Below are 24,248 nucleotides of genomic sequence, written 5' to 3'. Positions count from 1 at the left end.
TGGATGCGGATCCCGGGCCTCAGGCCCGCTGCCGCTCCGTCCCGAGGCGCGGCGCCAGGGCCAGCATCAGCGGCACCACGGCGAGCGCCGTCCCGGCCGCCGCCACCGCCGCCCAGTGCGGGCCGGCCGCGTCGCCGAGCCTTCCGTAAAGGAGGGGCGCCGCGAGCGCGCTGCCGCCGAGCGTCCAGGTGTAGAACACCGCGAAAGCGTGCTCGACCCGGCCCCCAGGGGCCAATTCCGGCACCGTGCCGTAGAGCACCGACGAGGTGCCGTTCAGCATCACGCCGAGCAGCGGCAGCAGGATCAGCCCGGGGGCCAGCGGCAGGACGATCACCGCCAGGATCGCCAGCGCCGTCCCACTCTCGGTGAGGATCACGGTCCGGGTCACGCCGAGATGCGCCCCGAGGCGCCCGCACACGGCCTTGCCCAGCGCGCCGCCGACGAAGACCAGCGACAGGGCGAGGCCCACCGTGGTCAGCGCGGCGCCCTTCTCCTGCAGCAGGAACGGCAGGTAGAGCAGGAAGGCCGGCCGGGCGGCGTTGTCGAGCATGCCGATGGCGACGAGCAGCCGGAAGCCGGTGCGGCTGCCCGATCCGCCGGAAGCCCGGTGCGTCATCTGTTTCGCCGCCGCACGCCCGCCGCGTGACTCCGGCTCACGCGGCAGAAGCCGCCCGACCGCCAGCGCCACGACGATCCCCGCCCCGGCGATCACCCAGAGCGCGTGCCGCCAGCCCGTCAGGGTCAGCAGGAGGCCGACCACGGGCGGCACCGCCGCCTTCCCGAGATCGCCGGTGAAATTGTAGGTGCCGAGGGGCCCGCGGGCGTCGGTCCCGTAGGCCCGGGCGATCACCGCCGAGGCCAGGGGATGCTGGGTGCTGCTGCCGGCGCCGCCGAGCAGCAGGCCGATCCCGAGGCCGACGAGTCCGCCCGAGGCGCCCGCGATCGCGTAGCCCGCCGCGCTGAGCACGGTGCCGAGCACCAGCACGGTCCGGGCGCCCCATGCCTGGGCGAGGCGGCTCGCCGGCATCTGCAGCGCCGCCAGCGCCCCGTTGTAGAGCGAGCGCAGGAACGCCAGGGCGACGTAGTCGAGGCCGAACTCCGCCTGCCAGACCGGCAGCAGCACGTAGATCAGGTCGGTGTAGCCATCATGCAGGGCGTGATTCACGCCGGTGGCCACCAGGGTGCGCCGGGCGTCCGGCAGCGCGGCATGTTCGGAAGACGCAGTCAGATCGGACGCGACGGACATCCAGCCATCCTTCGTGGTTCGGTCACAGGATGGCCGCCTGGTTCGTGGCTGACAAACGACTTATGTTGACGCACGCGTGAGGAAACCTGACCCGTGCATCGCCGTCTGCCACCGCTCAACGCCGTGAAAGCCTTCGAGGCGGCCGCGCGGCACGGGAGCTTCACCCGGGCGGCCGACGAGCTGCGGGTGACCCACGGCGCGGTCAGCCGGCACGTCCAGACGCTGGAGGCCTGGCTCGGGGTGCCGCTGTTCGAGCGCCACAACCGGCGCGTGGCCCTCACCGAGGCCGGCAGCGCCTACGCCACCGAGATCGGCGCCGCCCTCGACCGCATCGCCCTGGCCACGGCCCGCCAGGCCGAGCGTGGCCGACCGCGCCTGCTGCACGTGAACGCACTCGCCACCTTCACCCTGCGCTGGCTGATCCCGCGCCTGTCCGGCTTCCAGGTGGCCAACCCGTCGATCGAGGTGCGGCTGACGACCTCGAACGTGCCCCTGGCGCAGCTCGCGGACCCGTTCGATGTCGCCATTCGCGGCGGTCCGGATCAACGCCCGGGCCATCGCGCCGAGCCGTTCCTGTCCGAGCGGCGCATCCCGGTCTGCAGCCCGGACCTGCTGCGGCGGCTGCCGCTCCAGGTGCCGGAGGATCTCCGGCAGCACACGCTGCTGCACGCGGCAACGCTGCCGCGGGTCTGGCCGGACTGGCTGCGGGCGGCGGGCGTCCCGGACCTGGCGCCGCAGGCCACGGTGACGCTGGAGCATTTCTACCTGACCCTTCAGGCCGCCCTCGACGGGCTCGGCGTCGCCATGGGGCCCGAGCGGCTGATCGCCGACGACGTGGCGGCCGGCCGCCTGACCCTGCCCTTCGCGGGCCCCGCCCTGCCGGCGCGGAGCTACTACACCTACGTCCCGGAGCCCCGGGCGGAGGATCCGGCGGTGCGGGCCTTCTGCGGCTGGCTCGCCGAGGCGGCCCGGCAACCGTGACGTCCCGTCTTCGCCAGCGCAGCGAAGCGACCCAGGGCAGCCCGACCTCGGCCGGCATGGCGCCGACGGGATGGCTTCGCTGCGCTCGCGAAGACGGCGGTGACGTGCATACGGGGATGGCGCGCCTCGTCCGCCCGGCGCATGGATCGGATCCGGAACGCCCCCGACCGCGTCCGGGTTGGCGTGAGACGCTTCTGCCGAAGGTGACCGCATGGCGCGCAAGCGTCTTCGTCCGACGATCGAGAGCCTGATCGAATCCGTCGACCGGCTCGGCCTGTCCCCCGACGCGGTCGACCTCGACCGGCTCCTCACCCATCTCGCGCTGCCCGACTACGGCGCCGAGGTGGCGGACGAGCGCGTCGCCGGCGCCTTGCGCGAGATGCAGGCGGCCCGGGTCTTCGCGGAGACCGGCATCCCGGCGATCCGGAAGGCGATCCCCGCCCTCCGGGCCGTGGTGACCAAGGACCACCGCATCACCTGGCTGATCCGGACCGAGATCCCGCTCCTCGACAACGGCCGCCTCGACCTGCGCGTCGACATGGCCCCCGAGCCGGAGGCGGCCGAGATCCTCACCCGCATGGCGGCCCGGAACGACCCGGCGCACCGCCTGGAGCCCTTACGCGAGGCGGTGGCGCGAACGGCCCTCCAGGCCACGCGCGCCCTGCACAAGCCCGTCGACCGGCTGCGGGCACAGCTCCTCGTCGACCTGCGCGAGGTTGGGGCCGATGCCGCCGCCTACATCGCCCATATGGACCGCTCGCTCCGATCCCGGGTGTTCACCTACGGCCCGAAGCTCGCCCGCGGCCTCAACGACACGCTCACCCCCGTCCGTCGGCACGCCAAGGCGGTGGCGCGCGAAGGCTCGCGCCTGCGCCGCCTGCGCGATCAGGTCGGCTTCGGTGCCTATATCGAGCGCTTCACCGCCGCCCGGCGCCTCAACCGGAAAATCCTGTTCCACATGGGGCCGACCAATTCCGGCAAGACCTACGCGGCCCTCCAGCATCTGACGGCGGCCGAGACCGGGGCCTACCTCGCGCCGCTCCGGCTCCTGGCGCTGGAGAATTACGAGACCCTGCGGGAGCGGGGCTTGCGCGCCGGCATGATCACCGGCGAGGAGGTGCTGGGCGAGGCCAACCCGACCCACACCGCCCGCACCATCGAGACCGTCGACCTGACCCGACCGATCGACGTCGCGGTGATCGACGAGATCCAGATGCTGTCGGATCCCGACCGCGGCTGGGCCTGGACCAACGCGCTGTTCGGCGTCGCCGCCAAGACCGTGATCGTCTGCGGCTCCGACGACGCCCTGTCGTATGTCCGCCGCGCCGCCGAGGCCGCCAACGAGTCCCTGGAGGTGATCCCCTTCACCCGCAAGTCGCCGCTCCTGCTCATCGAGGAGCCGGTGCCCCTGGAGAAGGTCGAGGCCGGCGACGCGGTCGTGGCCTTCTCCCGCCGGGCCGTGCACGAGAACCGCGAAATCCTCGTGGCGCGGGGCCACCGGGTCGCGACGATCTACGGCGCCCTGTCGCCGGAGGTCCGCCGCGCCGAGGCCGCGCGCTTCCGCTCCGGCGAGGCCAACGTGCTGGTGACCACCGACGCGATCGGCATGGGGCTCAATCTCGGGCCGCTCAAGCGGATCGTGTTCTCGGCGGTGCGCAAGTGGGACGGGACCGCCGAGCGGGCGCTGACCCATTCGGAGATCCGGCAGATCGCCGGCCGGGCCGGCCGCTACGGCCATCAGGATGTCGGCTACGTGGCGGCGACCGACCCGTATGCCGCCGAGCCGATCCGGACCGCTCTCTCGGGCGCCCCGACGGCGCCGGCGGCCGACACGCGCTTCTTCGTCCGCCCGGATCTCGGGGCGATCCGCTCGGTCGCCGAGGAGATGCGCACGCACAGCCTGTACGAGGTGCTGACGCACTTCGCCCGGGCGACCTTCTACGCGGGCTCGCCGTTCCAGCCCTCGGCCCTGGAGGAGGTGCTCGACGTCGCCCGGATCGTCGACCGGGCGCGGCTGCCGATCGAGGAGAAATTCGCCTTCTCGGTCTGCCCGATCGACCGGCGCGACGAGATCGCCATGGGGCTGCTGGAGCGTTGGTGCCAAGCCCGGGCCGCCGGCCTCACGGTCCCGGCGCTGCGCGGCAACCTCGCGGGCGCGCTCGACTACCAGGAGCGGACCGTGAAGCTCGCCAGCGCCTATCTCTGGCTGTCCCGGCGCTTCCCCGAGACCTTCGACGACGTGGAGGCGATCCGCCACATGCGCGGCCACGCCAACGACGCCATCGAGCAGCACCTGCGCGAGACCGCGACCCGCAAGGCGGAGCGGCGCAGCCGGCGGAGTGGCGGGGCGCGGTGAAACGCGGCATCCGGGCATGAAAAAAGCCCGCTGCGCGGTTGGCGCGGCGGGCTTTTTCAGGTGACGTTGGTTACGGGGACAGGATTTGAACCTGTGACCTTCAGGTTATGAGTGTGTAGGGCGGTGACAAAACCATCCACTGGAGCGTCGGCGTCGTGCTGATGCGGGCGGCGTAAAAGCCGGCCAGTGGAGAAGCTTCTCTTTCGAGAGGAGCTGGGGATGTTTGCCGTGGAAGTCTACGCGGCCGTTCGGCAGTTCGTGTTTATCGAGGGCAACTCTCGGCGTGAGGCGGCTCGAGTGTTCGGGCTGAGCCGAGAGACGATCGCCAAGATGTGCCGGTTCTCCCTGCCGCCGGGCTATACGCGCTCGAAGCCGGTCGAGAAGCCGAAGCTTGGGCCTCTTCTGCCGGTGATCACGGCCATCCTGGAAACGGACCGAAGCGCGCCGATCAAGCAGCGGCACACGGCCAAGCGGATCTTCGAGCGTTTACGCGACGAGCACGGCTATGCCGGCGGCTACACGGTGGTGAAGGACCACGTGCGGATCTGCCGATCGCAGGGGCGGGAGACCTTCGTGCCGCTGGCCCACCCGCCTGGCCATGCCCAGGTTGACTTCGGCGAGGCGGTGGCCACGATCGGCGGCGTGCGTCGCAAGATCCATTTCTTCTGCATGGACCTGCCGCACTCCGACGCCTGCTTCGTGAAGGCATATCCGCGGGAGACCACCGAGGCGTTCCTCGACGGGCACGTCGCCGCCTTCGCCTTCTTCACGGGCGTGCCGCTGTCGATCCTGTACGACAACACGAAGATCGCGGTCGCCAAGATCTGCGGTGACGGGCAGCGCGAGCGCACGCGCGCCTTCACCGAGTTGGTGAGCCACTACCTGTTCCGCGACCGCTTCGGCCGTCCGGGCAGGGGCAACGACAAGGGCAAAGTCGAAGGGCTGGTCAAGTTCGCCCGGTCCAACTTCATGACCCCGGCTCCGGAGGCAGCTTCGTTCGAGGCGCTGAACGCTGATCTGGAGCGACGCTGCCGAGTCCGGCAGGATGAGTGTGCCGGTCGGTCTGCCGAGCTCATCGGTACGCGGCTCGTGGCCGACCGTGCGGTCCTGCGCGCCCTGCCGGCGGTCCCGCTGGAGCCGTGCGAGAAGCGGGCTGGTCGTGTCTCCTCGACCGCGCTGGTGCGCTATCACGGCAACGACTACTCGGTGCCCACCGCCTACGGCTTCCGGGACGTGCTGGTGAAGGGCTTCGTCGACGAGGTCGTGATCCTGTGCGGCGGGATCGAGATCGCCCGGCACGAACGCAGCTACGGCACCGGCGTGTTCGTCTCCGAGCCGCTGCACTACCTCGCGCTGATCGAGACCAAGCCGAACGCCCTCGACCAAGCGGCGGCCCTCCAGGACTGGGATCTGCCCGAGGCGTTCCAGCACCTGCGCCATCTCCTGGAGGCGCGCATGGGCAACCGGGGCAAGCGCGAGTTCATCCAGGTGCTGCGCCTGATGGAGGCGATGCCCAAGGACGTGGTGGCCGCAGCCGTCGCGGAGGCGATCCGGCTCGGGGCGATCGGCTTCGATGCGGTCAAGCTGATTGCGCTGGCCCGACTCGAGCACCGACCGCCCCGGCTCGACCTGGCAGCCTATCCGCACCTGCCCAGAACCACGGTGCGGACCACCGTGGCTGCCGACTATGCCGTGCTGGTGCCGGAGGTGGCCGCATGAGCCCGGCGCGCGACGAGACCACGCCGGGCGTCCTGCTGGCTCACCACCTCAAGCAGCTCAAGCTGCCCACGGTGCTGCGCGAGTACGACAAGGTTGCCCGCGAGTGCGCTCAGAGCGGCCTGGACCACTCGCGCTACCTGTTGCGGCTGGTTGAACTGGAGCTGATCGACCGTGAGCGGCGCATGGTCGAGCGCCGCATCCGGGCGGCGCGCTTCCCGGCGGTGAAGAGCCTCGACACGTTCGACTTTGCCGCGATCCCGAGCCTGAACAAGATGCTCGTGCTGGAACTGGCCCGCTGTGGCTACATCCTCGGCCGGGAGAACGTCATCGCACTTGGCAACTCGGGCACTGGCAAGACCCACATCGCCTTGGCTCTCGGCTTGGCGGCTTGCCAGAAGGGCTTCTCGGTCACGTTCACCACCGCGGCCTCGCTGGTCAACCAACTCCTGGAGGCGCGCGACGAGCGTCGTCTGCTCCGGCTTCAGCGCGAACTAGCCGCGGTCAAGCTCCTGATCGTCGACGAACTCGGCTACGTGCCGCTGTCGTCGACGGGGGCGGAGTTGCTGTTTGAGGTCTTCTCGCAGCGCTACGAGCGTGGCTCGACCGTGGTGACCTCGAACCTGTAGCGCGGCGATCTGGATGAGATGTCAGCGACAATCAGGATGAGTGACCGGTGTCGCGGCGGGTTGATGATGAGCGGGTCGATCGACCGGCGCAAGGTGGCGTCGGGTCAGGTTCGTGTCGCGGAGCGTCACGCATCGGCAGTTTTGATTGTCGCGCGAGTTGGCGGTCGACCAGGACCGCGTTTCCGATCCAGGGCCGTGCGACGCCGGTAGCTCTCGACGTTCATCTCGAAGATGGTGGCATGGTGCACCAGCCGGTCGACGGCAGCGAGCGTCATGGCCGGATCGGGGAAGATCCGACCCCACTCGCCGAAGGGCTGGTTGGCGGTGATCATCAGGGAGCGGCGCTCGTAGCGGGCGCTGATCAGCTCGAACAGCACGCTCGTTTCGGCTTGGTCCTTGGTGACGTAGGCGAGGTCGTCGAGGATCAGCAGGTCGAAGCGGTCGAGCCGGCCGATGGCCGCCTCCAGGCCGAGGTCGCGCCGGGCGACCTGCAGCTTCTGGACGAGGTCGGTGGTGCGGGTGAACAGCACCTTGAAGCCGGCCTCGACGAGAGCGAGCCCGATCGCGGCGGCGAGATGGCTCTTCCCACCGCCAGGTGGACCGAACAGGAGCAGGTTGGCCCCCTGCGCCAGCCAAGCGTCGCCGGCGGCGACCGCCATGACCTGAGCCTTCGAGAGCATCGGCACGGCGGCGAAGTCGAAGCCATCGAGCGTCTTGCCGGGTGGCAGGCGCGCCTCGGCGAGATGACGCTCGATGCGTCGTCTGTCGCGCTCGGCCAACTCGTGCTCGGCCAGCGCCGCGAGGAAGCGGGCGGCAGGCCAGCCCTCCTTGTCGGCCTGTTCGGCAAAGCGGGGCCAGACGGTCTTGATGGTCGGCAGGCGCAGCTCACCGAGCATGATCCCGAGCCGGGCGGTGTCGACCGCGGTGGTGGTGCGGGCCAGGGCCTTCATGCCGCCCCTCCCGTCGTGACGCCGTCGAGGAGGCTCTCGTAGCTCGCCAGCGAGCCGAGGGCGACGTTGACGTGAGGGATGGTAGCCGGATCGGGTGCGAAGCGGGCACGCAGGACGGCTAGATCGGGCAGGCGCTTGGCGGCCAGTTCGACGGCCAGGCATTCGGCGAGTTCGGCCTCGCAGCCGCGGTCATGGGCCAGCGCAAGTAAATCGACGGCGATGCGGCAGGCCTGCCGTTCCGGAAGCGCGGCGCGCAGGGACTCAAAGGCGTGCCGGTAGGGTGCCCGCGGGAAGAGCCGGTCGCGGTAGACGAGGTTGAGCAGCGCCATCGGCTTGCGCCGGAGGGCGTGGATGACGTGGTGGTAGTCGACGACCTGATCGTGCCGTCCGTCCGGATGAGCCCGCCCCCGCGGCAGGGTGAAGAGGTGGGATCCGCCGACGAAGACGTCGAGGCGGTCGTCGTAGAGGCGCACGCGCAGGGTGTGGCCGATCAGGCGCGAGGGCACGGTGTAGAACACCTTGCGCAGGCGGAACCCGCCGGCCGAGGAGACGCGCACGCTGACCTGCTCGTAGTCGCACGAGCGCCGCTCGGGCAGCCGCGCCAGGACAGCCCGCTCGCTGTCGATGCGCTTAGCTTGGCGGGCGTTGCGGCGTCCGACGAGCTCGTCGACGAAGGTGCGGTAGGCGGTCAGGTCGGGGAAGTTGGTGCTGGTGCGCAGCAGGAGCGCATCGGCGAGGGCCCGCTTGAGGTGGCCGTGCGGGCCCTCCACCGAACCGTTCTCGTGGGCGAGGCCGGCGTTGTTGCGGGTGGGCGTCATGCCGTAGTGGGCGCACAGGGCCTCGTAGCGGCGGGTGAGATCCTCCTGGGCGGCCTCGTCGAGGTTGCGGAAGGCGGCCGAGAGGCTGTCGGTGCGGTGCTCGCGCGGCACGCCGCCGAGAGACCAGAGGGCATTCTGCAGCCCTTCGGCGAGCGCCACGAAGCTCTCGCCGCCGAGCACGACGTGGGCGTGCTCGAAGCCGGAGTAGGCGAGCCGGAAGTGGTAGAGCCGATGGTCGAGGCGCAGCCCAGCGATGCTGACGCCGAGATCGGCCATGTCGGTAAAGTCCGACAGTCCCATCCGCCCGGGCTCGTGGGTCTGACGAAAGATGACGTCCTGGTCGGCTCCGTGCACGGCGCGCCAAGCCCGGATACGCCGCTCCAGTGTCCGTCGGACCCCTTCACCGAGATCGGGATGACGGCGCAGGATCTCCTCGAAGACGGCCACCGGCCTCAGGCCGGGCGCGGCTTCGAGCAATGGCACGATCTCGGCCTCGAACACCTCGGCGAGGGGATCGGGCCGACGCCGTCCGCGCGGGGTCTTCTTAGCCGAGGGCAGACGCGGATCGGCGGCAATGCGATGGCCGGTGGCGGGACTGAAGGCGGCCTTGGCGGCGGCCGCAGCGACGCTGTCGCTCTGACGGAACTGCATGAAGAGCCTCATCTGGTGATCGGTCACGTGGCGGCCGGGCACGGGCAGGCTCCTCAAACTGAGGACGACCCGCAGCTGGCCCGGTGGCCGCGATCACCAGACGACGTGCCCCTGAAGGTCACGCCGACGCCGATCCGATGCCTCCGGTCGGGCTCTGCCCTCCTTGCGTCATCAGATCGGCGGTTCCTCTCATCTTGATTGACGCGCTGGTCTCATCCTGATTGCCGCGCTGCACGAACCTCCCGTTTGAGGACTGGACGTCAGTTCTGGGCTCGGAACGGCTCACGGGCGCGCTGCTCGACCGGCTGACCCACCACGTCAGCATCCTGAGCCTGAACGGCAACAGCTACCGCCTCAAAACTTCCCGCAGCCGGCGCGGCCGGGCCGAAGGGGCGGAGCAAAACCAGGCCACCGCCGATCCTCACGACCCCGAGACGGGCGAGATCCCGCCGGCCTGACCCTTACGATCGGCGACGAACGAAGAAGGGGCCCGATCGGGCCCCTTCTTCGTTCGAGCTGCACGTTGCCAGTGGCCTGATTTTGCTCCGACACGGCGGCCTGGAATTGGTCCGCCCTTTACACCGGCGCTGACGCCGCTGCCGGACGAGCCTTACGCCTATGCCGAGTGGAAGCGCTGCCGGGTCGGGCTCGACTACCATGTCGAGATCGCCCGCCACTTCTACAGCGTGCCCTTCGGCCTGCTGCGCCAGGAGGTCGAGGCCCGCATCACCACGAGCACCGTCGAGCTGTTCCATCGCGGCACGCGCGTCGCCTCGCACCTGCGCTCGACCCGTCCGCATCGGCAAACCACGCTGCCCGAGCACATGCCCAGTTCACACCGGCGCTATCGCGACTGGACGCTCGAGCGCATCGGGCGTGAGGCCGCCCGGATCGGTCCGGATGCGGCCAGTCTCATCGCGGTGATTCTGCGCACGCGGCCTCACCCGGAGCAGGGCTTCCGCTCCGCCATCGGCATCATCGGCCTGGTCAAGCGCTACGGGGCCGAGCGGGTCGATGCGGCGTGCGCGCGGGCGCTTTGCCTGAACACGCGCTCCTACACCTCGGTGGCCGCGATCCTGACGAACCGGTCCGAGGCGAAGGCTCTGCCCACCACGGACGACACCCCCGTCCTGGTCCACGCCAACATCCGCGGCCCCGACTACTACCATTGAGGAGAGACCATGCTGATCCATCCCACCGCCGAGCGCCTGCGCGGGCTCGGTCTCAGCGCCATGGCTGACGCGCTGCTGGAGTTGCAGAACAACCCGCAAGCCGCTGAGCTGCCGCATGCCGACTGGCTCGGCTTGCTCGTCGACCGGGAGGCGAGCGTGCGCGACAACCGCCGCTTGGCGCGCCGGCTGCAGGTCGCCAAGCTGCGCCAGGCCGCGGCCGTCGAGAACGTGGACTACCGCACGCCGCGCGGGCTCGACCGCTCCCTGTTCCAGGCGCTCGCGACGGGGGCATGGATCCGTGAGCATCGCCACGTCGCGATCACCGGCCCGACCGGCACGGGCAAGAGTTGGCTGGCCTGCGCGCTCGGCCACAAGGCCTGCCGCGACGGGATCTCGGTTGTCTACCGGCGCGCGCCGCGCCTGTTTGCCGACCTCGCCCAGGCGCGCGGCGAGGGCCGGCTGGCGCGGTTCATGACCCAGATCGAACGCACGCAGTTGATCATCATCGACGATTGGGGACCCGAGCCGCTCACCGCCGAGCAGAGGCGCGACCTTCTGGAGATCGTCGACGACCGCTACGATCGCGGCTCGCTGCTGATCACCAGCCAAGTTCCGATCTCAGCTTGGCACGACGTCGTGGGTGACCCCACCTTGGCCGACGCGATCTTGGACCGTGTTCTTCACACCGCCCATCGCATCGAGCTCCGGGGCGAGAGCCTGCGCAAACGCGGCGCACGGGAGACGAACGAGGCTTGAACGACCTTGACCGGCACGACTCTGCCGGCGCACACAACAACCGTCAGTGAGAGAGGCAGTCGCGTCGCCGATCGAGCCCGTCCTGGGGGCGTCCTCGGCCATCACGAACGCCGGAACCGATGATCACCATCGGCCGGAACAGCCCATCACCTTCACCGGAATACGCAGCCGAGCTCTATCGTCGGAGCCAGATGCAGAATGCAGCTGATGCGGCCGTGCTCGCGGGCGGCAACACGCTCAAGCTCTCGCCGTCGAACTCGACCGCTGTAGCAAGCATAGTCCAGCGGATCATCGGCGGGCAGGCTGTGGATCGGCGTCCAAGGCGAACCCACTCTCGCGCTACATCTAAATATTTGATGTGAAGGATATTTTTTCCGCTGAGGTGGGCACCTATTGGACGCCGATCGGCGTCCAATAGGTGCCCACTTTTGCGGACCAAAATTCAAACATCTCAGTGCTTTACCCGAGGCGGACGCGTGGGTTCGCCTTGGTCGCCGATCCACAGTCTGATGGGACGGCTGGGACACGTGGAACAGTTGGGACATCAGGGAAAGGTTGAGTGCAGCGCGTCAGTCTAACGGAGCGCGGGATCGAGACCCCACGCGGTAGCGACGCGTGGGGCACCACGCAGGTATCCCGACCGCTGGCGCGGCTGCCGACTCAGCTGAGCTCAGCTAGGGCGTACTGTATCTTTGGCTTCTGCGCCGCTGCGCGATCAGGCGGCACAGAGATTGGTTTTCACCTGCGCCGACCAGTGTACTTTGATCATGTCTATTTAATCTGTTGTATTCTTAGGCGCAGCGATCCCGGAAACAAAACAATGTTGCTCGGCAGCGTCGATCGGCCTTCATAGCCCTGATTTGATGAATTGCTACTTGTCAGTGTCGGAATATCGACTTTCCGCTCGGTATTTCTAGCCATCCGCCGTTTGATGCAGCGTTTCATCCAGATCGGAACGTCTTCCATGTTCATGGTGCGCCCTCACTACCGAAAAATTCTCAAGTCTCGACGCGGCACCGGCCGGCACTACCAGAACTTACGAGTCGCCGACGCACCCAATTAAGCCGAGCCACCGACACCGCGAAAGTCACATATGTAACAACTTGCGTCAGGCTGTCGCACTGTTGAGACCTGATGAGAACGCGGTCGGCGGCTTTAGGACAGCCCGAGCGACTGACATGGGTCGATAGGAGACTGTCCGCATTTGCAGCGGGTCTGCTACGAAGCAGACCGGCGGCTGTCAGCCAGATTCGGCCGGCCGCTTGGCGCCCATCTCGGCCATTCAGCGGCTTTGGTCGGCAACTTCGAATCGGACATCAAGACCGAAGTCGCCTTCTATAGCTTTCCTCGCACGAGCGCGGCAGGAGGCCTTGTGCCTCAAGGAAAAATGCGGGCTGCGAGCACCTGTTCTCGCCAGTAAAGTGCGCGACGCTTTGGCCGGTCAGCGTGAGCAGTCGATACAAATGCCCCGAGTGATGGCGTCTACTTGCTCTTCCTCCCGGGAGCGTCGCTCGATGCTGGTTTCGTTCGGGGTGACCACGCGCGGGTTCGGCACCGTTTGTCCTGTCGCGGCGGTATGCGGCGCCGTTACCGTCGTGGCGGGCCCACCACCTGTGCCCGTCTGATCCGCAGTTTAGGCGAGGGCGGGGAGCGAAGCCACGCTTATCAGTGCGACTATCTCGATCAGATGTAGTGTTCGCATGCGAAAGCTCACTATGCCGGCGTCATGGGGATGACGTGAATTCACTCCTGTTGTTCTGCGCCGCACGCGCCGAACCCACGTGATTACGAAGAAGACGGCGAGAGCCGCGCCGTTGACGCAGAGCCCCCAGCCGTAGCTGTTTAGCGCTTGGCCATACATGGGCTGGCCGATAGCGCCGATGCCAACGCATGCGCCGAGGAGAGCGAGGCTCACGAAGAGAAGCGCGAAAAACACCATGAGCACCTCCTCGCGTTCTAAGGCCTCGCCGAAACGACTTCGTACTCTTCGAATAACTGCGCGTTGGCCAAGCTTCAACTCAAGCTATTGCGCTGATGATAAATCATCTTCTGGCGTTGGTACATAAAAATTCAGGCTCGCGGAAATTTATTTTTACGCGCCCAGAATTGGCCAGAGCCCACTCGAAGCAACCTAAGCGCTCAACAGCATGACTGCCTAGATCTCGGCCGGTACCAAATGCTCCCTTTTATTCCGGACTTGAGCAACAATGGCGGTGCTTCCGAAGTCTGCATTTGGCTGGGTGGAGACCGCGGAAAGGCACGCGCGCCATCGGCGTAGCGCCCGAGCAATGCAATCGTCGACAGTCCAGCCACAATCAAGAACGCCAAGGTCAACACGTCTTCAACGCGCTCGGCATATTGCTCAAGCCGTTGGATCAGGATGCAGCCGGCCGTGAAAACGACTGCTAGGACGAGTGGCAAGGCTAGGTTCTCGCGCATCGGATCCTCCTATAGGCCCTTCGCATCCCTGATCAGAGATGGAACGCGCGGAGGAACTGGCTAGGCGTGTATTGGACGCCCTTTCCGTCCGCGATCAGGACATTGGCGAAGCCGGCTCGGATCAGCTCCGCGGCCTTCTCCAGCGCGCCGATCTCGGAGTCGCAGCCAATCAGAGCCGGACCCGATACGCTTAACCCTGTGACGATGAAGGTCATGCTGACCTCCGCATTGCGGCGCCCCGGGATCAGGATAGACCCGACCGCTGACGCTCACCAGTCCAGTCTCGCGCCAATTGCCAGCCCACTTGGTTCGCCTCACCCGCTAATCCTCGGCAGCCACACGCATCCCGAAGTTTGCCGGCCCACGTGCTATTCGTCACCCATCTCCTTGTGCTCAGTCACTTCGTCTTCCTCTTCGGCGTCATCGCCGAGGAGGTCGTCCAACTCTTGGATTAGGTCCGCGACCTGCTGCTCGCTCGCGCGGACGCGAAAGACTTCTCCATCTTCAGCCTCGAAGGTGAGGTGGTACTCACCTTGGATCTCGTCGGAGAGCACACGGGCTAGCTTCTTGGGCAGTCTCATTGCGCGACCCCTCCAGTAGGAAGAGAACGCGCAATCACCGTGTCTTGTGCCGGCAAGCTCGCAGCGGATGGGCTGGATGGCGCCCACGTTTCCAAATCCGCTTCTTCCGGAGCGGACTTCCGGACTGACGGGGCAGAAAGTCCGGACGGTGCACTTTGAAACGACTGCCTGAGCCGCAATAAAGGTCCGCTCCTCCGGTTTCAACGCCGAAAGCGGCCGCGCCGCAATCAGCCAGACCTAGCCACGCCGGATGGCGACTGCACGCAATGACAGCCGCTCGGCTTTGCGCCCATCTCGGCCAGTCTGCGGCATTCGGCGGCGTCTCCGAAGTCGCAACTTTGGACTGATCACGCTCAGCGTGGCCGTGATCGTGGGTGCGCCGCTCTCGTCATTATCCTAAAGGCGCGATTGGTCATCCGTCCCACTCAGGCTAGATGCAGCAGCAGCTCTGCCGGTCGGCCGGTAAGCTCCGCGCGATGATCGAAGCGAGACGTGAAGCTGCCGACGCCGCTGGTCAGAGACCGAAGCTCGACAATGAGATCCGATGTTTCGGCCTCGGGTATTAGGGCATTCAACACGTCCCAGCCGGCCCAATCAGGCCGCGCATCAAAGCCCAGGATCTGGCCCCGGCGGCCCGTGACCAAACCCGTAGCTTTGGCGGTAGCGGATGACGGCATCACAATCTCGATTGCCCATACGGGCTCGAGTAGGACGGGTTCCGCCTTCGCTAATGCGTCGTCCAGGGCCAAGCGCGTGGCAGCCTGAAAGGCGGCGTCTGACGAGTCGACCGCGTGGAAGGCGCCATCGGTCAGCGTCACCGCGAGATCCTCGACCGGGAAGCCGAGAGGTCCCCGACGCAGATAGGCGCGTGCCCCAGCCTCTACCGATGGTATAAACTTGCGCGGTACCGCGCCACCGACGACTGCGTCCTCGAACACGAAGCCCTCGCCGCTCGGCAGAGGCCGGACGGCGAGATGGACGTCCGCGAATTGTCCATGGCCGCCGGTCTGCTTCTTATGCCGCCCGTGTCCGCGGGCGGGCTTTCGAATCGTCTCGCGGTAATCCACCTTCGGCCGACCGCGCTCTACCCGCATACCGAAACGGTCGGCCAGCCGCTCTATCGCGACCCTCAGATGCATGTCGCCCTGGCCGAGGAGCTGGACCTCCTCCAGATCCGCCCGGTGCTCCACCTTCAAGCCGGGATCTTCCTCGACGAGCTTGGCGAGCGCGGAATTGAGGCGCACGTCGTCCTTCCGATCCCGCAGCTGAAGCGCGGTCGCGCAGACTTGCTTAGGAGTGGGCAGGCTATCCTGCTCCTCCAACGTCTGCGTCGAGAACCGCTGTCCGGTCGCGATACTCTCGAGCCGGGTGAAACCGCATGTCTCGCCCGCGTCGACAGAGGGGATCTTGCCGCTCTGAGGCCTGTCGGCAGCGAGGAAACCGCCGATCCGCGTCGTCGTACCCTGGCCTGCCAAAACGGCATCACCCTCCCGGAAGCTGCCACGCAACACCCGGCATACCGAGATCTTGCCGCCGAAAGCGGAATGCCGCGTTAGGATCACCTGCGCGACCGCGGGTCCGTCATCGGGCAAGCCGATGCGCGCGCGCGTGCCGTCAATGCGCGGAGCCTCGTGCCGGAGTGCCTTGAGCAACCGGAGCAGCCCGTTGCCGCGTTGTGCGGACCCGATGAGCATGGAGACCGCCTGACCGGTCCGCAACTCCCGGGCGAGGTCTGCCATGACGCGGTCGCGCGCCGGCTCGGCGTCGGTGATGAGCTGCTCCATCAAGATGTCGTCGTGATCGGCAAGGCGCTCTAGGAGCGTGAATCGGTCTTCCTTCTCCCGAGGCAGCTCTCCGTCCGGTAGATCCATCCGGGTACTCGGCGCCTGATCGCGGTAGATGAACGCGCGTTCGAGAGCGAGGTCGATGAAGCCGGCCGCTGTTCCGTCGCGCCATATAGGGATCTGCCGCAGCAGGAGCGGGATGCGAGACACGGACTGCAGTGCGGCCAGGGTCTCGCGCAGGCCTTGCGTCGCCGTGTCGATCTTGTTGACGAACAAGAGGTGCGGGACCCCGCGCTCCTCAAGCCCGTGCAGCACGACCTGCACGGCGGGGAGCCGACGTTCGTCGGGCTCGCAGACGACGACAGCCATATCGCACACGTCCAGAACAGCTTTGCCGGATTGCGCGAACTCGACCGAACCTGGGCAGTCGACGAGGGTGAAGTCGTCGCCAAGGAAGCGCAGAGCGGTCAGCGTCGGCTCGATGCTGATCGCGTAGGCACGGCCATTCGCCTCCGGCTGTACCGACCGGCTCTCGTTTGCGATGCTGGATTGGCCGGGCTCGCATCGCCGTATCAACGCATCGAGCAACAGACTTTTGCCGCTCTGCGAGGGACCGACGAGGGCGATACAGCGCGGTTGCCCGACCATTGGATGTTTCCTTCCGCAGGTTTCTGGGGGAGCCGCAATGAGCCCCGCTTCGCTCGATCGTGATCCCTGTGACCGCAGAGGAAAAGCGGGAAGTCGAGTAACGACGGCGACTGCGCATGACAATCGAACGGTGACTTCACCGACCGGCAGGCATACCCGAAACGCGGTCGACGTCGGCTCCGGCGAAGCGGTCACAGCCGCCAAGAGCGGTAGCGCCGGGGGCTACCAGCGAGGTCGCGAGGAAGCGGCGGCGTGGGGTGAGAATTGCCATCGTCAATGGGAATCCGCGCCCCTACTCAAGGCCACTTTGTGTAATTAGTCCAAGCTGCGCAGAAGGTCCGCTTCACCGCCTTGCCGGGTTGGAAGCGGACCGGCAGCTTTCGGCCAGACTACGCCACGCCGGATCGTCAGCGCGCGCAGAACCGGACGTTCGGCTTGGCGCCCAACCCGGTCATTCGGTGCACACTGCCGTGCTCTCCGAAGCGGACGCTCCGGCAGCTCCATGCGTAAGACCGAGGATCGCGCGCACCTGCTCTCGATTGTCGAGAAGATTCAGGTCAGGAATGTCGCCCCGCTGATCCGCGCTGAGGCCGTCGCGGCGAAGGCTACTTCGTCCGAGCCTGCCTGAACAAGGTAGAGAACCACCTCGAACGTGTTCGCGCCGAGGCGTTCTCGGACTGGATCATGCAGGAAGTCGCCTACCATCGGCTAAGAAATCGCCTTCGAATGGGCGATAGTCGCTCTCCCGAGGGGCAACGTGGCGCAGGTCAGCCCATCGCATTGCGGAGTTCGCCTACGTGGATGTCGTCGAGATCCATCGCTCGCCGTGGCGGGCCATCGGCCTCTTCCTGGCCTCCGTCGGCTTCACGGCCTTCGCCGGCTGGCTGATCTATGCGCACCCGACAATCGGGCGCACGGCCGTGACGCCCGGAAGCTTCGCCGAGTTCGAGGCCTATGCCGGCGTCGCGTTCTTCGGCCTCTGCACGGTGCTGATCTTCCCCAAGCTGTTCCAGTCGAAACCGGTGGTGTCCGTCGGGCCGCGTGGGATCTACGATCGCAGGCTGTCGACCGACTGGATCCCCTGGAAGACGATCCGCAGCGTGACGCCGATGCAGATCCAGCGGCAGCGCATGCTGGTGCTGGAGATCGACCCGGCGGCCGACGCGCATCTGCCCTGGACGAAGGGCGCGCGCCGCAAGGCCAAACTGAACCGGGTCTTCGGGCGGTCCGGGTACTGGATGACGGCGGCCGATCTGCGCGGCGGCTTCCCGGCATTGGCCGAGGCGGTGTCCGCGGACCGGCGTGGCGCGTAGCCTGGAGTCCGCCGGCTATTCCATCGCCGCCCGGTCGCTCTTCCGGGAACTGACCCGGCAATCACGGCTCTCCAGCCCGGCTGTCGACGAGATCACGACATCGGACAGGCCGAGCCACGAGGCCATCAACCGCAATTCCGCGAGCATCCGCTCCATCGTAGCCGCTGGCGCACCCGGCTCTCGATGCGCGCGCAGGACGATCAGCGCCCCGGCCCGTCGGTCCGCCTTCAGGTCGACCCTGGCGACGAGCGCGCCGTCCATGAGGAACGGCAGCACGTAGTAGCCATGCTCGCGCTTGTGCGCCGGCGTGTAGATCTCCAATCGATACCGGAAGCCGAAGAGCCGCTCCGTCCTCGGGCGGTGCCAGACGACCGGGTCGAACGGCGAGAGGAGCGCCGCGCCAGCATGCCGGCGTCCGGGCCGGGCATCCTTGTGCAGGTAGGCCTGCTGCTGCCAGCCGCGGACGTGCACCGGAACGAGGACGCCGGCCTCGACGAGCTGCTCGATGGGCAGGCGGGCATCGGCCGGCGAGAGGCGGTAGTAGTCGCGCAGGTCGTTCGCGGTCGCCACGCCGAGCGCCGCCGCGGACCGTGCGACGAGCTCGCGCCGGGCGTCCACCGGATCCGGGGTCGGTCGTGCGAGGGCGGCCCGGGGCAGCACCCGCTCGGGCAGGTCATAAACGCGCTCGAAGCTGCCCCGTCGATGCGTCGACGCGATCAGGCCCGCCCAGAACAGCCATTCGAGCGCGTGCTTGGCATCGCTCCAGTTCCACATGCCCTTGGACGCCTTGGGGCCCGACACATCGGACGCCGCCAGGGGGCCCCCGCTCTCGATGCGGGTGAGCAGAGCGTCGGCCTCCGCGCGCCGCTCGCCCGCGAACGGTTCGAGCCGGCTCCAGACGCAGCGGCCGCCGCGGGCGCGTTCCATGCGCCAGCGCAGCAGGGGATGCAGGTCGATGGGCAGGAGGGACGCCTCGTGGCCCCAGTACTCGAAGAAGCACTTCGACTGGGCGATCGCCAGGGTGTCGAGCGCGCCGCGATCGTACGGACCCAGGCGCGAGAACAGCGGCATGTAGTGGGCGCGGACGAGGACGTTCACGCTGTCGATCTGGAGAAGGCCCAGCCGGCCGATCTCGCGGCGCATGGCGGCGGCACCGACCGCCGGCCGGCGGCGACGCGAACCGAAGCCCTGGGCCGTGAGCGCGATACGGCGCGCCTCCAGATCGGAAAGTTCGGGGATCAGATCCAGTCTCCGGAGCGCGGGCGGAACGTGGCAGGCTTGCCTAGGGTTGCGAAGCGCGGCCGGGCGCTTGCCCCGATCGCGCGATGGTCGCCTGCTCCCAAGTGCCTCAAGGTCGATCGATGTATCTGTGCGAGGTATATAATTCCGCGACGCAGATTGCGGAGCAGTGACGGCATCGACGATGACTCGGCAGATCGCTGACAGGATAGATGTTAAGTCAGAGACGTATTTTCTATATCCGATGGTTTCCTTGCTGCCGCCCGGGCACCCGCGCTGGGATTACTGCGAATTCAGCCGGACGACCAGCACCGCGAACTACAGGGGCTATACGGCGAAGTGGGCGATCGTAGGAGAGAAGCTCTACCTCCAAGGGTTCGGCGGAGAGGCGGAAGACGGTTTTGGCCCGAGCGTCAAGAGCAAGCGGCCGAAGCGGCAGATCGGGATGCTCGACGTCCATGAGGTCGACACGCCTGTGCCAGCCTCATGGTTCTCCGGCGATCTCTACTGTCCGTCGGGCAACGCCCCAGGCACCCGATGGGATGATTTCACCCCCGAGGAATTCCTCCTGTTCAGGATCGTGCGAGGCAGGGTGGGCGCGCACCTGACGGTGCCGAACGCTGGGGAGGTCGTGGACGAGAGTTTCGATGACGCGACCGCCCTGCTGGACCGGTTCATCGACGTCGGCACCGGCCCGGAGATCGCCCCCGGACCGGTCGCAGGGCTCGCGGAAGCGTTGCACGATGCCGGAGAAACGGTCGACCATCGACGGCTCGCCGGACTGCTATGGCATGCGGGCGCGGCCGATCTGGAGGTCTTGGCAGCCGCCCTGACAGCGGTCCGGGATCCCGACGTCCTCCGGTGGGTCGGATATGCCCTGAACAGGATCGGACCCGAGGCCGCGGTCGCGATCCCCGACCTCATGCGCGTGCTGGCCACGACCGACGATGCGGAAGTCGCGAGGTCCATGGCGTACGCGCTCGCCGGCATCGGACCGGCCGCGGCAACCGTCTTCCCGTCCATGATACCGCTCGTCCTGGCGCGGTGCGGTCGGCAGGCGGATCGGCAGCTCGAACTGTTCGTCGACAATCTGGAGCCTGCGGGCACGCAAATGCTGGACGTAATGATCGCCGGCCTGATCCCGGCCCAAGGCACCGCGCTCGCCCACCACATCGCCGTCGCTCTCGGTCAGATGGGCCTTGCCGCCGTCCTGCCGCTCTACGTGGCCTTCGCGAGCGCCGCCGATGATCGGCAGAGGTCGGCGATTGCCCACGCTTTCGGCCGGATCGGTCCGGATGCCGGCCTGGCCCTGGACCTACTCCTGAACAGTCTGCGGCAGGCCGGCGACGACGAGACGCGCGCCGCCATGATGAGTGCCGCAACGCGGATCGGCTTGCGGTCCCCGGCCGACCTGCATGCCCTCAGGGCCGTCTTCCGCACCACGGGCGATGAGCGCGTTCTACGAGCCGCGACCGCCGCGGCCGCGACCCTCGGAACAGCCGCTCTGGGCTTTCTCCTTGAGGAATTCGAAGCCGGCGGTCCCGCCGTCAGGATCCCGCTCGCGAAGGTGCTCGGCGATTTCGGTACGGAGGCTGCCGCGGCCGTCGGTGCTCTCGCCCAGGCGGCGGCGGGCTCGACCGACCGCGCGCTACTCGACGCGCTCGTACAAGCCTTGGCGAAGATCGGAGCGCCTGCAGATGTGCTCTTCTCCGCAAGGATCATGGCGCTCCGGCACGCGCCGAAGGGTTCCTGGGTTGAGGATGGTCTCATCGAGATGCAGAAGGCGCTCGACGAAGGCCTGCGGCTGGCCGAACACGAGGTCCGCGAGCTCGTCGCGGCGCTCGTCAAATCATGGAACACATCGTTCAAACGCCAGATCGCCCGGATGCTGGGCTCGATCGGGAAGCCAGCGGCAGAGCCGCTTCTGAGCGCGCTGGATCAGGTTCAGCATGCGGAGACCCGAACCGTGATGTTCTATGCGCTGGGGCTGATCGGCGAACCAGCGCAGGCTGCCATAGACGACGTCGTGATCGCCTTGTCGGCGGCCGACAACGATCGTCTACGCCTGCAGCTCGTCGACGATCTCGTCCGCATGGGGCAGCCTGACGAGAGGCACATGGCCACGCTCGCAGACGTGCTCGTCCGATCGTCGTTCCGTCCGGTCTGGTGGCGCCTGGGCCTTGTTCTTGCGGGCTTCGGCGCGCCGGCGGTCGTCACACTCGTCCGGGTTCTGGATCATGCGTCGGACGATGGGCTATGCGCTGCCATGGAGAACGCGCTCCTCGAGGTCGCCGCCACGGACGCCGCTGCACGTGCCGCGCTCCTCGCAGCCGTGCGGCATGTGGCACGACCGCTGACGAAGACCGCGATCCAGGCCGCCTTGAACCAACCGACCCGGTGATGATCAGGATTGACCCGGTGCCTGAGGGACCACCGCGCGTGCATCCGGCGGGCCGAACCGCGTCCTGAGAGGGCGCCTACGACGATACCGTGGAGGGCGCGGGGTGCGTTGAGGAGGATCCATGCGCCAGGTTGCCTCGTGAAACGCATGCCAGAATACAGGACGCAACTTCCCTCACGTCGCGCGCCAAGCGAACGATCCGAACTCGCACCATTCAGGGCATTCCCACAGGTCGATCGTTGAACCGCGCAGGGGCTGCCTCCACCATCTTGCGGGCGGAAGGCCGCGGGACGTTCAGCCGACGACGCGTGAACGGTCATGACATCGCTGCTGCAGATCGCATCGACAGACACCGCTCCGATCCTGCCCGTCGACAACGCACATGTGGCCGAGTTCTCTCTGCTCGACGAAGAAGGGCTCTTCCGACGCGTGGCGGGAAGCTTCCCTTCGGCGTCCGTTTCCGGGGATGGATCGAGCCGCTCGGGACGGCCGGACCGGGTCGCGAGCAGACGGGCTGCTGAGGGTGGAACGCTTCCGGTCTGCCTGTCATTTGGGAGCCCGGAAAGCTGCGGTTGTCCCAGCAATGGCCGTGCTATGACGGGGCTCAGGCCGTTACCGCGACTGGAAGCCGGAAGGGTGCTCCGAGCCGATTGAACGCGTTCATCGCCGCAATGGTGATCGTGAGATCCACGAGATCCTTTGGCGTGAAAGCCGCGCTCGCAGCCGCATAGGCTTCGTCAGAAGCGTGCGTCTCGCTTACCCGCGTGACTTCCTCTGCCCAGGCAAGCGCGGCGCGGTATTGGTCGGAGAACAGGTGGGGCACCTCGGCCCAGACCGGGACCAGGGCGACCTTCCCAAACGGCATCGTCTTCAAGAGGTCACGGGTATGTAGGTCGATGCAATGCGCGCAGCCATTGATCTGCGACACGCGCAAGAAGACGAGGTGGATCAGTTCGTGGGATAGGTCGGTGCTCGTGGTGATGTAGTGGTGGATGCCGAAGAGCGCCCTCGCGCCCTGCGGCGCCACCTCAGTCCAGACCAGCCGTTTGTTCTGACTCATGACGGATCCCAGTGCTCGGAACGCCGGAGATCGACGTTCGAAGCTACGACGAGTTGGCCCGCAAAGATGTGACATGCCACGCCACATTCTTGCTTGACAGGCGGACACGTGGCTCGCTCACGCTCGGACGTCCGCTTCGGAGCAGTCTCTCCGAGGCATCCGCCGACCGACTTGGGTCGAAAAGAGGCCGTTTGCTCCAGGAAATCATCGAGGCGAAACGATCATCCATGGGCGATGAGTTCGACTTCTCTTCGCTCATGTCACATCCGCCGACCCCGTCTCGTCTTTGTGGATGACGCGCGTTTCGTGATCCTGACGTGCCAGGTGCGCGCGTCCCATGGAAGGGATGACGATGAATACTGTAGTACCTGCTAATTCCGGACGAACCGATCCGGGATACGCTAGCTCTTCGCTTGTGCGAGGTGAGGAGTTGGTGCCATCGCGCTACATGGTGCGGGTCGGTGAGATCGATGTGCTGGTCGTCAGCGATGGAGTGCTGCCGCTCCCGACCAAGATGTTGGGACATAACGTCGATACGGCCGAAAGGGCGGCTTGGCTCAACGAAATGTTCCTGCCGTCGGACGCGTTCGACTGGTCGCTGAACGTGGTTGTGGTCCGCAGTGGCGGCCAGACCATCCTCATCGACGCCGGCTTGGGGTTGGACCCGAACCTGAACCTGCCGCGGGCCGGACAACTGGTCAGGCGACTGGAAGCCGCTGGCATTGATCTCGCGGCTGTGACCGATGTGGTGCTCACCCACATGCACATGGACCATGTCGGCGGGCTCCTCGTCGACGGAGTGAAGGAGCGGCTGCGCTCGGATCTGCGGATCCACGTGGCGGCTGCCGAGGTCAAATTCTGGGAAGCGCCCGACTTCACGCAGGTCGACATGCCAGAGGGGTTTCCTGACGCGCTCAGAGCGGCCGCTAAGCGGTTCGCGCAGGAGTACCGCAACCAGTTGCAGCTGTTCGGCGAAGAGTACGAGGTCGCCCCGGGGGTGATGGTCCAACGCACCGGCGGCCACACTCCCGGGCACAGCGTGGTCCGCCTGTCATCCGGTGGCAATCGGCTGACATTCGCCGGCGATGCCGTGTTCACGGTCGGGTTCGAGCATCCCGACTGGCACAACGGCTTCGAACACGATCCCAAGGAGGCGGCTCGCGTTCGCGTTCGGCTTCTGCGGGAATTGGCGGCAACCGGCGAGCAATTGATCGCCACACACCTGCCGTTCCCGTCCGTCGGCCGGGTTGCGGTTGATGGCGACGCTTTTCGGTGGGTTCCCGTGTTCTGGGACTTCTGAGTGCACGGAGCCCGTGCTGGCCCGGTCGTCCGTTGAACCCGGGAGTTCGCGCACGGGTGCCTCATCGACAATCGTTCATCCTCGGGATCGGGATCGGTCCTGAGGATGCGCTTCCGTGGGCTCGTGCACAGTCCCGGCTGGTTCGAACCGGGAAGACTTTTTCCAGGCTGCCCCAGTCCCGAGCATCCCACAAGGTCAAGCCCTCGCT

At 67.1% G+C, this 24,248-nt stretch carries 18 protein-coding genes and 2 pseudogenes; 11 read left to right on the top strand and 9 right to left on the bottom strand.

The features are described 5' to 3' along the window. Window positions 1-19: 19 nt before the first annotated feature. On the bottom strand, window positions 20-1,246 hold the full coding sequence (locus JOE48_RS16750) for an MFS transporter (protein ID WP_210031510.1): 1,227 nt from the start codon (window positions 1,244-1,246) through the stop codon (window positions 20-22). Between the two features lie 93 nt (window positions 1,247-1,339). On the opposite strand from JOE48_RS16750, the gene gcvA reads away from it, so the two are divergent. The 4 genes and pseudogenes from gcvA to istB (JOE48_RS16730) form a co-directional block, all read left to right on the top strand. Next, window positions 1,340-2,227 (top strand): transcriptional regulator GcvA, encoded by an 888-nt coding sequence (gene gcvA, locus JOE48_RS16745; RefSeq protein ID WP_210031508.1) that lies wholly within the window; start codon window positions 1,340-1,342, stop codon window positions 2,225-2,227. Between the two features lie 211 nt (window positions 2,228-2,438). Beyond that, on the top strand, window positions 2,439-4,583 hold the full coding sequence (locus JOE48_RS16740; protein ID WP_210031506.1) for a helicase-related protein: 2,145 nt from the start codon (window positions 2,439-2,441) through the stop codon (window positions 4,581-4,583). 219 nt (window positions 4,584-4,802) lie between these two features. After that, entirely contained in the window at window positions 4,803-6,302 is a 1,500-nt protein-coding gene (istA, locus tag JOE48_RS16735) for an IS21 family transposase (RefSeq protein ID WP_210025731.1), read from the top strand. Beyond that, window positions 6,299-6,925, top strand: a pseudogene (gene istB / locus JOE48_RS16730) (IS21-like element helper ATPase IstB); the annotation flags it as partial. The gene istA (JOE48_RS16735) and the pseudogene istB (JOE48_RS16730), both read left to right, overlap by 4 nt. A gap of 128 nt (window positions 6,926-7,053) precedes the next feature. On the opposite strand, the gene istB (JOE48_RS16725) reads toward istB (JOE48_RS16730), so the two are convergent. Beyond that, complete coding sequence (istB, locus tag JOE48_RS16725) at window positions 7,054-7,878, bottom strand: IS21-like element helper ATPase IstB (RefSeq protein ID WP_053611553.1); 825 nt, start codon at window positions 7,876-7,878, stop codon at window positions 7,054-7,056. Then, complete coding sequence (gene istA / locus JOE48_RS16720) at window positions 7,875-9,359, bottom strand: IS21 family transposase (RefSeq protein WP_409518549.1); 1,485 nt, start codon at window positions 9,357-9,359, stop codon at window positions 7,875-7,877. The genes istB (JOE48_RS16725) and istA (JOE48_RS16720) overlap by 4 nt, the downstream gene beginning before the upstream one ends. Before the next feature lie 221 nt (window positions 9,360-9,580). Here istA (JOE48_RS16720) and JOE48_RS16715 point away from each other — a divergent pair. From JOE48_RS16715 to istB (JOE48_RS16705), 3 genes and pseudogenes are all read left to right on the top strand, one after another. After that, a pseudogene (locus JOE48_RS16715) lies at window positions 9,581-9,805 on the top strand (ATP-binding protein); the annotation flags it as partial. A gap of 105 nt (window positions 9,806-9,910) precedes the next feature. Then, complete coding sequence (locus JOE48_RS16710) at window positions 9,911-10,519, top strand: Mu transposase domain-containing protein (protein ID WP_409518636.1); 609 nt, start codon at window positions 9,911-9,913, stop codon at window positions 10,517-10,519. A 9-nt stretch (window positions 10,520-10,528) separates the two neighbouring features. Further along, window positions 10,529-11,275, top strand: a complete 747-nt coding sequence (istB, locus tag JOE48_RS16705; protein ID WP_210031503.1) for an IS21-like element helper ATPase IstB — start codon at window positions 10,529-10,531, stop codon at window positions 11,273-11,275. Between the two features lie 1,633 nt (window positions 11,276-12,908). On the opposite strand, the gene JOE48_RS30370 is transcribed toward istB (JOE48_RS16705), so the two are convergent. From JOE48_RS30370 to JOE48_RS16680, 4 genes are all read right to left on the bottom strand, one after another. Continuing rightward, window positions 12,909-13,214, bottom strand: coding sequence for a hypothetical protein (locus tag JOE48_RS30370; RefSeq protein WP_245252855.1), 306 nt, complete (start codon window positions 13,212-13,214; stop codon window positions 12,909-12,911). A 532-nt stretch (window positions 13,215-13,746) separates the two neighbouring features. Beyond that, window positions 13,747-13,929 carry a hypothetical protein gene (locus JOE48_RS16690; protein WP_210031499.1) on the bottom strand — a complete coding sequence of 61 codons (183 nt, stop codon included), beginning with the start codon at window positions 13,927-13,929 and terminating at the stop codon, window positions 13,747-13,749. Window positions 13,930-14,082: 153 nt separating this feature from the next. Next, on the bottom strand, window positions 14,083-14,295 hold the full coding sequence (locus JOE48_RS16685; RefSeq protein WP_210031497.1) for a hypothetical protein: 213 nt from the start codon (window positions 14,293-14,295) through the stop codon (window positions 14,083-14,085). A gap of 425 nt (window positions 14,296-14,720) precedes the next feature. Further along, window positions 14,721-16,727 (bottom strand): elongation factor G, encoded by a 2,007-nt coding sequence (locus tag JOE48_RS16680; protein WP_210031495.1) that lies wholly within the window; start codon window positions 16,725-16,727, stop codon window positions 14,721-14,723. 502 nt (window positions 16,728-17,229) lie between these two features. Here JOE48_RS16680 and JOE48_RS30840 point away from each other — a divergent pair. Both JOE48_RS30840 and JOE48_RS16675 read left to right on the top strand, forming a co-directional pair. Continuing rightward, window positions 17,230-17,355: a hypothetical protein gene (locus tag JOE48_RS30840; protein WP_280921322.1), complete on the top strand. Its 126-nt coding sequence runs from the start codon at window positions 17,230-17,232 to the stop codon at window positions 17,353-17,355. A gap of 169 nt (window positions 17,356-17,524) precedes the next feature. Continuing rightward, window positions 17,525-18,040, top strand: coding sequence for an STM3941 family protein (locus JOE48_RS16675; protein WP_312893252.1), 516 nt, complete (start codon window positions 17,525-17,527; stop codon window positions 18,038-18,040). Window positions 18,041-18,055: 15 nt separating this feature from the next. On the opposite strand, the gene JOE48_RS16670 is transcribed toward JOE48_RS16675, so the two are convergent. Next, window positions 18,056-19,183, bottom strand: coding sequence for a winged helix-turn-helix domain-containing protein (locus JOE48_RS16670; RefSeq protein WP_245252854.1), 1,128 nt, complete (start codon window positions 19,181-19,183; stop codon window positions 18,056-18,058). 349 nt (window positions 19,184-19,532) lie between these two features. On the opposite strand from JOE48_RS16670, the gene JOE48_RS16665 reads away from it, so the two are divergent. Continuing rightward, entirely contained in the window at window positions 19,533-21,680 is a 2,148-nt protein-coding gene (locus tag JOE48_RS16665; RefSeq protein ID WP_210031493.1) for a HEAT repeat domain-containing protein, read from the top strand. 604 nt (window positions 21,681-22,284) lie between these two features. Here JOE48_RS16665 and JOE48_RS16660 read toward each other — a convergent pair. Continuing rightward, entirely contained in the window at window positions 22,285-22,740 is a 456-nt protein-coding gene (locus tag JOE48_RS16660; protein ID WP_210031491.1) for a carboxymuconolactone decarboxylase family protein, read from the bottom strand. Between the two features lie 346 nt (window positions 22,741-23,086). Here JOE48_RS16660 and JOE48_RS16655 point away from each other — a divergent pair, with 346 nt between their 5' ends. Beyond that, window positions 23,087-24,040: an MBL fold metallo-hydrolase gene (locus tag JOE48_RS16655; RefSeq protein ID WP_409518635.1), complete on the top strand. Its 954-nt coding sequence runs from the start codon at window positions 23,087-23,089 to the stop codon at window positions 24,038-24,040. Window positions 24,041-24,248: the final 208 nt, after the last annotated feature.

Origin of the sequence: Methylobacterium sp. PvR107 (assembly GCF_017833295.1) — a bacterium.
In the GTDB taxonomy this organism is placed as follows: domain Bacteria; phylum Pseudomonadota; class Alphaproteobacteria; order Rhizobiales; family Beijerinckiaceae; genus Methylobacterium.
The sequence above is the reverse complement of the archived record's forward strand: the minus strand, read 5'-3'. Positions and strand labels throughout refer to the sequence as shown.

What these genes read in the sequence shown, in the direction of transcription:
- JOE48_RS16750 (WP_210031510.1), bottom strand. Translation starts at nt 1,246, where the DNA reads ATGTCCGTCGCGTCCGATCTGACTGCGTCTTCCGAACATGCCGCGCTG.
- JOE48_RS16740 (WP_210031506.1), top strand. Translation starts at nt 2,439, where the DNA reads ATGGCGCGCAAGCGTCTTCGTCCGACGATCGAGAGCCTGATCGAATCC.
- istA (WP_210025731.1), top strand. Translation starts at nt 4,803, where the DNA reads ATGTTTGCCGTGGAAGTCTACGCGGCCGTTCGGCAGTTCGTGTTTATC.
- istB (WP_053611553.1), bottom strand. Translation starts at nt 7,878, where the DNA reads ATGAAGGCCCTGGCCCGCACCACCACCGCGGTCGACACCGCCCGGCTC.
- istA (WP_409518549.1), bottom strand. Translation starts at nt 9,359, where the DNA reads ATGAGGCTCTTCATGCAGTTCCGTCAGAGCGACAGCGTCGCTGCGGCC.
- istB (WP_210031503.1), top strand. Translation starts at nt 10,529, where the DNA reads ATGCTGATCCATCCCACCGCCGAGCGCCTGCGCGGGCTCGGTCTCAGC.
- JOE48_RS30370 (WP_245252855.1), bottom strand. Translation starts at nt 13,214, where the DNA reads ATGGTGTTTTTCGCGCTTCTCTTCGTGAGCCTCGCTCTCCTCGGCGCA.
- JOE48_RS16690 (WP_210031499.1), bottom strand. Translation starts at nt 13,929, where the DNA reads ATGACCTTCATCGTCACAGGGTTAAGCGTATCGGGTCCGGCTCTGATT.
- JOE48_RS16685 (WP_210031497.1), bottom strand. Translation starts at nt 14,295, where the DNA reads ATGAGACTGCCCAAGAAGCTAGCCCGTGTGCTCTCCGACGAGATCCAA.
- JOE48_RS16680 (WP_210031495.1), bottom strand. Translation starts at nt 16,727, where the DNA reads ATGGTCGGGCAACCGCGCTGTATCGCCCTCGTCGGTCCCTCGCAGAGC.
- JOE48_RS30840 (WP_280921322.1), top strand. Translation starts at nt 17,230, where the DNA reads ATGCGTAAGACCGAGGATCGCGCGCACCTGCTCTCGATTGTCGAGAAG.
- JOE48_RS16670 (WP_245252854.1), bottom strand. Translation starts at nt 19,183, where the DNA reads ATGCGCCGCGAGATCGGCCGGCTGGGCCTTCTCCAGATCGACAGCGTG.
- JOE48_RS16660 (WP_210031491.1), bottom strand. Translation starts at nt 22,740, where the DNA reads ATGAGTCAGAACAAACGGCTGGTCTGGACTGAGGTGGCGCCGCAGGGC.
- JOE48_RS16655 (WP_409518635.1), top strand. Translation starts at nt 23,087, where the DNA reads ATGACGATGAATACTGTAGTACCTGCTAATTCCGGACGAACCGATCCG.